Raw genomic sequence first — 10,767 nt, 5'->3', positions numbered from 1 at the left:
TCTCACAGACTTTTAACAATTCTTTACCGGACAGTAGTGATCCAAGCTGATGAATCACCGATCAAAGTGCAGGATCAAGACAAAATAAAGAGTACACATCAAGGCTATCAATGGGTTTATCACGATCCCATTCAAAAACTCGTACTCTTTAATTACCGAAAAGGACGCGGACAAAATGAACCTAAAGAATTACTTGCAAATTACAGTGGTTATCTGCAATGCGATGGCTACACTGTATATGATAAAATAGGAACTAACCCTAAGATTACCTTGGCTGGATGTTTGGTACATGCCAGGCGCAAGTTCCATGATGCATTGGATAGTGATAAAAACCGCGCACAAATAGCTTTGGTGCTTTTTAGAAAAATGTATTTAGAAGAAAGAACCATCAAAGAAGAAACTCCAAATGATTATGATAAAAGAAAAGCACTTCGAGATCAAAAAGTCAAACCGTTATTGGAACAGATCAAAACATGGATAGAAGCTGAACAGTTCAATGTATTGCCACAAAGTCCTATCGGAAAAGCAATGACTTATTTTAAAAATCAATATCCAAAGCTAGAAACCATCTTTAATGATGGACATATTGAACTGGACAATAACCTAATCGAAAATGCGATTCGACCCATGGCAATTGGAAGAAAGAATTACCTATTCTGTGGATCGCATAAAGCTGCACAAAATGCAGCAATGCTATATTCCTTCTTTGGAAGTTGCAAAATACAAAACATCAACCCTAGAGAATGGCTAGAGGATACCTTGCAAAGAATCCCTGATCATAGCATACTAAAACTTGAAGAACTATTACCTGGATATCAAAAAAATCTTAACGTGTAATTGCTCGGATGGATACAAAAAAAATACATTTTTAACACTATTTTTTTGCATCTATAAATACGTAGGTAAAATTTTATAACCTCATTTTTAGATCACTCCAATCGTTTGTATTTCAAAATATTAACTTTTTTTTAGCATAAATTTACAGTAATATTATTCCTTCATATAAAATGAAATGTGTATAAATTCCCCCATTAATCAGCTTTAACAGGGCACTTTAACGTTGTAGTAAGGTTATTTTTTTATATTTTAGCACCCTTATAAATTAAAAACAACTTAATACTCGTATGAAAAAAATATATATTATTGCTTTACTGTTGTTAACTCAAACCTTAGTTGCTCAAAGGGATGATAAAGGTTTAAATTTCAATAATCGACCTTTACCTACAAATCTTCAAAACATAGCCTCTTGGGAATTAATTAAAAATCTATCTGATGATTTTAATTATTCCAGTAAACAAAACTCAAAATTTAGTAATACTTGGGAAGAACGATACAATCCTGATCCAGGATTTAGAGGTCCTGGTCAAACAAGATGGAATGTTACCAATGCTGGAAATTTCAGTAACGACTACGTAAAACTGAACGGTGGTAACCTAGAAATAAGATCCTATCCTGGTGCAAACAACCCTGGGGGAAGAAGAAATTTTACAGATCGTTTTGTAAATTGTGGTATCATCAGTTCAAAAAGAACGATTTCATATCCTGTTTACATGGAATCAAGAATAAAAATTTCCAACTTAGAGAATTCTTCTAACTTTTGGATGCTAAATGCATGTGACAACGAGGAAATTGATGTGTTAGAATGTTACGGTGGTGCTAAGTTACGTGATAACAATGGAAATGTAATTGGAGGTGACAATACGTTTTACACCACTCAAATGTCAGTTAACCAGCATATCTGGCACAGACAAGGTGTTCAAGATCACGGTGGTGAAACAGATAACTGTGGAGGTAGAGACTTAACTGATTTTACTTATCAAGTTTTCTTTAACACCAGCCCAACAAATTCTTCTGCACCCATTGAAAACTGGAGAAATGGTTTCCATACATTTGGAGTATACTGGGCTAGTCCAACTGAAGTAACTTACTATATCGATGGAGTTCCGCGATTTAATGGAAATCACTATGTTCCAGGTAGAATCGCTAACAGTTTAACTGGTAGTTTTGCTGACGCTCGTTTACAGTGTCCTAACGCTGCAGTACTAAATTGTGAAACGGAAGAATTATTAAGAAACGTACAAGGAAGAAGCTCTGGTGGATCAGCATACCCTAATAGAGAATTTAACGACCCTACATTTATTATTCTAGATACAGAATCGCACGGTGGTAGAGCACTTGAAAGTGCAAACAATTTGAACAATAACAATTTAAATGTAATGAAGGTTGACTGGGTAAGAGTATACCGTCCTACATTTAATGGTGCCGCTCCAACACCTCAGCCTGTAGTAGTAACGCCACCACCAGCTCGTCCAACTCCTGTTGCTGCACCTGCACCAGTTAATAACGGAAATGCTGTTAATTTAGCTTTAAACAAAAACGCAACGCAGTCAACTACTTTACGTACATTTAATGCTAGTTTTGCAAATGATGGAAATAGAAATAATTTTTCCCATACTAGAAATAATGGCGCTGCCTGGTGGGAAGTTGATTTAGGAAGCGTATCTAACATTAGCCATATTAACGTATGGAATAGAGCTGATTGTTGCCAGAATAGATTAAGAGCATACCAAATATTTGTATCTGATGTTCCTTTTGTTTCAAAAGATATTGTAGCTACTGCTAACCAAAATGGAAATGGTGTTTATTTTCAGGAAGGAATTGCTCAAAGACCTACAAGACAAAACATAGGACGAACAGGTAGATACGTTCGTATCCAATTATCAGGAACCAACTTTTTGAATATTGCTGAGGTTGAAGTTTTTGGAACACCAATTGGTTTAGGAAATACATCCGCACCAACTAACAACAATTCAAATCAACTAATTGCTAATGGATTGTACCAAATTTCAAATCCGTTCACTAATCAAAGTTTGTTATCAAGAGCTTTGGAAAATCACCGTGCAAGAATGATAAACACTGGGAATTATGCTGATCAAAGATGGGAATTTGTGCATTTAGAGAATAATGTATATACTATTAGAAATAATGGAACACAAAGATATCTTGAGGTTTCTAGTGCCCGATGTTCAAATGGTGCATTAGTTCAAACTTGGACGAACGCTAATGGCAACCACAAAAAGTGGAAAATTGAAAGAAATGGTGCTAATTACACCTTAAAACCAAACCACTGTTTATCCAGAGCACTTGATGTTGCTGGAGGGGCCAGAAATGCCAATACGCACTTATGGGCTACCAATAGAAATAACAACAACCAAAAATGGCAAATAACCCCTATATTTAGTGCAACTGCTAGTAGTGCAAAAATAATTGACGACATTGACAACGCAACTGATCAACCTACAGTATATCCCAATCCTGCAATTTTGGGAACTGATTTTACTTTAGGTGGTATTACAGCAGGAAACCAAATTGACATTTTTGATAACCTAGGCAGATTAGTAAAACAAGTTTATGCAACTAATTCAAAGGAAGTAATAAGCACTTCTAATTTAGCAGCTGGCTTATATTTTATAAACATTGATTTTGGAAATCAAATAATCAAGCTAATAGTAAGATAAGCTAACTGATTTTTCAAATAGTTAAATACGGATTGCTCAAAAGGCAATCCGTATTTCTTTTTATAACATTAATTTTCCTGCTGATTTTAATTGGCTCAATTTTAAGGGTTCAATGAATTACGAAAAATACCTGCTACCCACTACTTTCACTCTTCCGCAAAGGAAATGATTTTTTTTAACAAAATATTGTGATGAAGCTCACTTGACCACAATTAGTTACATAGCCTCCATTCAAATGAACCAACTAAAAATTTTAATTATTTGAAAATCATTTTTTTAATTTAATAGACCAAACGACTTTTAATTCGTCTTATCACAAAAGAGATTCAATTTATAAGTTTTTCTTATACCTAGACTAAACAAAACTAATTTACTACATCAATTTAGTCGTATGTTTTCGCATATTTTAAAGACTACATAAAATATAACTTAAAAAAATACTAAATATGAAAAATTTATATGTCTTTATTTTATTATTATCAATTTCAAATATAGTGTCGGCGCAAAGAAACGACAGAGGATTAAATTTTGGAAACACACCACTACCTACAAATTTGCAGAATATTGCTTCGTGGGATTTGATAGAGGCTGTATCCGATGATTTTAATTACGCCAATAAGCAAAACCCTAAATTTAGAAGTACCTGGGATGAACGCTATAATCCAGATCCAGGCTTTACTGGCCCAGGCCAAACCCGGTGGAATATTGTAGGGAATGGGAATTTTAGAAACGATGCTATTACGTTAAATAATGGAAATTTAGAAATTAGAGCATTTGCTGGAGATAACAACCCTGGCGGGAGAAGAAATTTTACCGATCGTTTTGTAAACTGCGGCATAGTAACTACAAAAAACACCATTTTGTACCCAGTTTATATGGAAGCAAGGATACAGATTTCTAATTTGGAAAACTCCTCCAATTTTTGGATGCTAAATGCATGTGATAATGAAGAAATAGACGTATTAGAATGTTATGGAGGCGCAAAACTAAGAGATAACAACGGTAATGTTATTGGAGGTGATGAAACATTTTACACCACTCAAATGTCAGTTAATCAACACATATGGCATAGACAAGGTGTGCAGAACCATGGAGGAGAAACGGATAATTGCGGAGGTCGAGATTTAACCGATTTTACGTATCAGGTTTTCTTTAACACCAGCCCCACAAACTCTTCTGCTCCTATCAGAAATTGGCGAGATGATTTTCATACATTTGGAGCACTGTGGACAAGCCCAACCGAGGTGTTTTATTATATTGATGGTGTCCCCAGGTTTAATGGGAACCACTACGTTCCTAACAGAATTGCAAATAGCTTGACAGGTAGCTTTACAGATGCACGTTTACAGTGCCCTAATCCAGCAGTTTTAAATTGTGAAACTACTGAATTACTAAGAGACGTTCAAGGAAGAAGCTCAGGAGGCTCTGCTTTTCCAAATAGAGAATTTAACGATCCTACATTTATCATTTTAGATACAGAATCTCATGCTGGCAGACCGCTAGAAAGCGTAGCTAATTTAAATAATAATAATTTGAATGCCATGAAGGTAGACTGGGTTCGTGTTTATCGTCCGACTTTTTTTGGAACTCAACCAGCTTCAACGCCTGACCCAGCTCCAGTAACCGTTACACCCACTCCCGCACCACAACCTGCACCTGTAGCATCACCAACTCCAGTTAATAATGAAAATGCAATTAATTTAGCTTTAAACGGTACCGCAACTCAATCAAGTACATTACGTACTATAAATGCAAGTTTTGCCAATGACGGAAATACAACTAATTTTTCGCACACTGAAAATAATGGAGCTGCATGGTGGGAAATTGATTTAGGTAGTATCAATAACATAAGCCATATTAACGTGTGGAACAGAGAAGATTGCTGTAGAAATAGATTGCAACAATATCAAATATTTGTATCCGACGTTCCATTTGTTTCAACCGACATTGTAGCTACTGCTAATCAGACTGGAAATGGAGTCTATTTTCAGGATGGTATTGCTCAAAGACCTACCCGACAAAATATTGGAAGAACCGGAAGATACGTTCGCATACAATTATCTGGAACTAATTTTTTGAATATAGCCGAAATTGAAGTATTTGGAACACCACTAAATACTGCAAATAATCCTACTCCTGCAAACAACAATTCAAATCAATTATTTACAAACGGCTTATACCAAATATCTAATCCATTTACCAATCAAAGTTTGCTAGCTCGTGCATTGGAAAATCATACTGCCCGAATGGTAGATACAGGTGTTTTTGCTGACCAGCGTTGGGAATTGACACACCTTGGCAACAATGTATACACTATCAGAAATAACGGAACAGGTAGGTATTTGGAAGTTGAAGGCGCTGGTTGCAGCAATGGATCTGATGTGCAAACAGGCAACAATGCTACGGCTAGTCATCAGCAATGGACTATTTCACAAAACAGAGCAAACTATACATTAAGACCAAATAATTGTTTGTCTCGTGCTTTAGATGTTGCTGCAGGTGCTAGAGATGCTAATGTTCAAATTTGGTTTGCAAATAACAATAACAACAATCAAAGATGGGATATCAACCCTATTTTTAATGCTAATTTAAGTGCAAATAGCACACTAGCAACTGATGATGTTACCGATCAAAATAAAGTGATTGTTTATCCAAATCCGGCTTCAATAGGTGAAAATTTTAGTTTGGAAGGCTTAACATCAGGAAATCAAATAAATGTTTTAGACAGTACTGGAAAATTAGTAAAACAATTATATGCTAATAGTACTACTGAAACGATCAGCACCTCAAACCTAACCACTGGTTTGTACTTTATAAGTATTGATTACGGAAATCAAGTTGTAAAACTAATTGTAAAATAATTAGACTTGGAATAAAACTAATGTGCTCATACGATCCTTCATAAAAATATATTTTTATGAAGGATTGTTTTTATACCTTTTCCGATATAAAATTTACAATAAAAGTAGTCGTTTTAGTGCGCTAAAAATTTTGAGCTTTGCTATATCAAACTTAAATTTAAAGCTTGTATTTAATGTTCCTAAATAAAATAAACTGTAGCTTTTTCTACATTAAATTTCCCATTTAAAATGGTTTTTTTGTTTGATACTTTAATATAAAACAACACCCTGGCTGGCCTTGCAGTGTTATTTTAATTTGGGTCCAAACATAAAATTCTTAATTTTATTTGAGCAATTTAAATTCAGAATCAGTATTGTTTTTACTATTGAGGTTGATGTTTAAATTTTGATCACGCACTATAAAGAACAAGTTTATGAGCAAACAAACCTCTCTTTTTGATTTTGACGAACCCACTAAGCAAAAAAAAACCAACAAATCGCTACTACTAAAAGTTGATGATACTTCTAACAAAAACAAGCAATCCATAACTAGTAAAATCAATAAAAAAATTGAAAAAATTGATAAACTAAAAGCTAAGTTTGAAAAAAGTAAAGTAACATTAGAAAAAATAAAAAAAGCGTATTCTAATGAAATTGCTCCCCTAGAAAAAGAATTCTTTAAAGAAAAGGAGGCTTACATTATAAAGTTATTTAAATATTACGACACTAAAGGTTTTGCGAATTGGCAAAATGAAATGATGGAAGACTTGATAATGCAAGAATGTAACGGGTTATTTCAACAAAACCATCAAACCGCTGAGCTACTTGAAATTTATGAAATTATCAATACAAAACAAGTAGAAAAAATTGATCCTGAAGAGAAAGAATTCATGAATGAAATGGCCAAGGATATTTTTAACGATTTTGGTTTTGATGTTGATGAAGATTTTGACTTTGAAAAGTTTGTAAAAAACAAGGAGGAATATGCCAAACAATTTGAGCAACAGCAACACGATTCTCAAAAGGCTCATGAAGCGGAGCTAAAAAAAGAAAAGTATTGAACACGGATAAGCAGTTTCAAAAACTTTACAAATCGTTAGTAAAAAAAGCCCATCCAGACCTTGTGTTATCAAAAAAAAAAAAAAAGAACGGGAGGTACTAATGAAAAAATTGTCCGAAGCCTGGCAAAATAGGGATTACTATCAATTACTGATGCTAAAATCAGAAATAGAGAAAAACAACGAGGTGACTGAGATAAAAATTGACGATAGCCAATCAAAATCCTTACTAAAGCAACTTGATGAACATATTAAACAATTAGAGATTGAGATTTTAATGTTTACAAAACATGATCCGGATAATTCATTTTATTTTGACCATTTTAACCATAGATCTGAAAATGTGTTGAAACAAAAAATTCACAAATATACCAATCATATTCTTGGATTAAAAAAAACGGTATCTTTTGAACTAGAAAGCTTAAAATTTAAAGCCAGCACTAAAAGGTTTCTTAATGACATTCGTGATGAATTTGAAGATATTGATGATGATTTTTTCCCGTTTATATTTGAATAACTTTTAATCAATCCCTTACACCTAAATTGAACTCAACTGTTAATAACACCTACGCCATTTAGTTAACAAATTTTACTGTTTTTAAAATTGCCTCCAATTCAAACATATAATCTCTTTTGTTTATTGATGGAGCAAAAACAAAACCTTCAAGCACTAAAAAACGTTTTTTTTGAGTGTCTTTAATAACATAATTTAAAAATGGTCCTGCCATCCATTTATTTTTCACTTCCCACGTGCCTCGGGTTTCGTAAGCATCAAAATTAGCAATATTTGTTTCTTGAAAGTAAGGCGAATAAGCAGCCTCAGTAATAAAACGCCCTCCTTCGTCTACAACAACATGATCACCTCCGTAGGTATCTCGCATTCGTATAATGTTTTGCGGAATGCTTAAAGAATCTTTAAAAAAATCAACCGGAACTTCATAAGCCGTAATATTAAGAGTACCATGTGAGATGTTCCTCCTTAACCAGTAAAAATCTTTGGAAGCTTTTGCCACTCTATAGGCATTTGGAGCGCTAAGGCTTATACCCAAATTTTTATCAAGCTTTTTTATGTCCAAAGGATTTTTAACTAATTGTTGCTTATTCAAAAGCTCTATATTTTTAAAAGTTTGTATGATTTCACTTTTATGAGCTAAAAATTCTTGATTAATTTCCTCTTCAGTATTTCCTGAAATGACAATGCCTATTTGAGGGCGGGCATACTTATTTTTTAAGACTTTAAAACCCACATCCTTATTAGTTTCAATTTTTAAAAAACAGCGCGATTTGTTTGCAAAACCTTTAAATGCCGTTGCAGGCATTTGACGGATAGTAAACATTGGTTCCTCTTGGGGCAATCCATGCACAGGAGCCGCTAGGTTTCTCCTTAACACCTCGCCAATGCTTCCCTCCCAAAATCTATTATCCATAACAATGGTTAAACCATTAGGGCGCCCTGCAGATTTGGCATAGGCTCCAGTATCTAGTTGGGGTTTTGGTGCTTCTTCACCTTGTTTACAAGCAACAATTGCTAATAAAGAAAAACAAATTACTAAAATTTTTTTCATCATTTTTTTAGTTTTAAACGCATCCCTGGCTTTAATCTATTGCCAGAAATATTGTTCCATCTTTTTAAATTTTCAACACTTACACCTGCAAATTTTTGCGAAATACTCCATAATGAATCCCCCGATTTTACTACGTATGTATTTGAAGAAACTTTGATTGCTTTTTTCTTTGTTGATGCATAAACAGTTGCCCGCCTTGGATAAATAGTCAAGTGCTTTCCTACTCTGATGTTATTGTTCCGCAATCCATTCCATTTTTTTATTTGCGAAACTCGTACTCCAAACTTTCTTGCAATTAAACCCAAATAATCACCACTCCGGATTCGATACCTGATTTTATTACTTACTTCAAATAATTGTGGTAAGGGCTTCTCTCTTTTATCAAAATCGGCTTTTGCTTTTGCATAAATTGCATTTTCATTAGCTACAAAGGCACCCACTTTGTCCCATGGCAGACGTAATTTGTAATCTTTTGATGCAACGTGTGGTATAATATCAAGTTTGTAGGATGGATTTAAAAACTGAAGTACTTCCATTTCAATATCCATAATTTCAGCCACTTGATCCAAACTGATTTGCTGTTTTACATGAACAGTATCTGTCTCAAAATAAGCAAATTCAGGTCTTTTAGGTTTAAAATCATGGAAATCTGCGTATTCAAAAATATACATCGTTGCTAAAAATGCTGGTAGGTATCCCGCTGTTTCCCTTGGCAAATAAGGCCTAATATTCCAATAGTTTGTATATCCACCACTTCGCCTAATTGCTTTAGTAACATTTCCAGGTCCCGAATTATACGAGGCTAAGGCTAAATCCCAATCGCCAAATATTTTATACAATTTTGCCAAATATTTAGCAGAAGCTTCGGTAGATTTTATAGGATCCATACGTTCATCCACGTATGAACTCACATTCAAATCATACTCCTTACCTGTTCCAAACATAAATTGCCATAATCCAGTGGCTCCCACTCTGGATTTTGCTCTGGGCTTTAACGCCGATTCTACAATAGCCAGATATTTAATTTCTAATGGCAGATCGTATTTGTCTAGTACTTGTTCAAATAACGGAAAATAATAATCACTTAAGGCCATTAATCGTTCAAGAGACTGATGCCTATTTTTAAGGTAGTTTTTAATGACACTTTCCAGAGAAGGATTATACTCCACGTTAAACGGTGTTTTTGCATTTAAATCCGCTAGTTGTTTTTTTAAAGTTTCGGTAGGAAGGTTAACTACGAACTCAACATTTGTATAATCCTGATTTATTATAGTTTCGTAAATTGAATCATACAAGCTTGAATTGAATAATTCCTGTTTCCAGCGGGCATCCAACGCCTCAATACTTGGATGATCTTTAAATCCTTCTTGAAAATTACTTATAACCGATACATCTGATAAATCAAGCCTTTTGTGTGCTTTTAATACCGGCTTATTCACTTGATCTAGTGTAAGCAGCGTGCTTTTTGCAATGCTATCCTGAATACCTTCTCCCTTTAAGGGGAAAGTAGTAGTAATTACTTGCTGATTTTTTGTTACAAATGCTCCTTTTATTAATTGATTCTTTGCATTAGATTTTTCATAAACCAGTGAATCAACTTGCTTTTTTGCTTTATTTTTTTTCTAAAAAACCCTTTAGATTGCTTTTTTTTTGATTTTTTTCCACTGTTGCCCAAAGGTACATCTTGTGCAATTAGAAATAATGGAGTCAGGAAAAGTATAAAAAATATACTGGAAAATTTTTTAATCATTTTAAAGGAACTTTGAGTACCATGCCACTAGCAGAA

Annotated in this window: 7 protein-coding genes; 5 read left to right on the top strand and 2 right to left on the bottom strand. The window is 34.1% G+C overall.

Going from position 1 to position 10,767, the window contains the following annotated elements; genetic code table 11:
* The 5 genes from tnpC to GMC_RS0114335 all read left to right on the top strand — a co-directional run.
* Positions 1–837 (top strand): IS66 family transposase (gene tnpC, locus GMC_RS20855; protein ID WP_010522805.1); only part of this gene is annotated, 837 nt, incomplete at its 5' end.
* 287 nt (positions 838–1,124) lie between these two features.
* Positions 1,125–3,518 (top strand): galactose-binding domain-containing protein, encoded by a 2,394-nt coding sequence (locus GMC_RS0114360; RefSeq protein ID WP_010522804.1) that lies wholly within the window; start codon positions 1,125–1,127, stop codon positions 3,516–3,518.
* A 446-nt stretch (positions 3,519–3,964) separates the two neighbouring features.
* On the top strand, positions 3,965–6,379 hold the full coding sequence (locus GMC_RS0114355; RefSeq protein ID WP_010522803.1) for a galactose-binding domain-containing protein: 2,415 nt from the start codon (positions 3,965–3,967) through the stop codon (positions 6,377–6,379).
* Positions 6,380–6,792: 413 nt separating this feature from the next.
* Entirely contained in the window at positions 6,793–7,419 is a 627-nt protein-coding gene (locus GMC_RS0114345; protein ID WP_010522802.1) for a hypothetical protein, read from the top strand.
* Positions 7,420–7,519: 100 nt separating this feature from the next.
* Positions 7,520–7,933: a hypothetical protein gene (locus tag GMC_RS0114335; protein ID WP_010522801.1), complete on the top strand. Its 414-nt coding sequence runs from the start codon at positions 7,520–7,522 to the stop codon at positions 7,931–7,933.
* Positions 7,934–7,991: 58 nt separating this feature from the next.
* Here the strand turns inward: GMC_RS0114335 and GMC_RS0114330 are convergent, their stop codons facing one another.
* Both GMC_RS0114330 and GMC_RS0114325 read right to left on the bottom strand, forming a co-directional pair.
* On the bottom strand, positions 7,992–8,984 hold the full coding sequence (locus GMC_RS0114330; RefSeq protein WP_138940647.1) for a DUF4837 family protein: 993 nt from the start codon (positions 8,982–8,984) through the stop codon (positions 7,992–7,994).
* Positions 8,981–10,420 (bottom strand): lytic transglycosylase domain-containing protein, encoded by a 1,440-nt coding sequence (locus tag GMC_RS0114325; protein ID WP_010522799.1) that lies wholly within the window; start codon positions 10,418–10,420, stop codon positions 8,981–8,983. Before GMC_RS0114325 ends, GMC_RS0114330 begins: the two co-directional genes overlap by 4 nt.
* Positions 10,421–10,767 lie beyond the last annotated feature (347 nt).

The sequence above is a fragment of the Aquimarina agarivorans genome (assembly GCF_000218485.1).
GTDB lineage: Bacteria > Bacteroidota > Bacteroidia > Flavobacteriales > Flavobacteriaceae > Aquimarina > Aquimarina agarivorans.
This window is presented reverse-complemented; position numbering and strand designations above follow the sequence as displayed.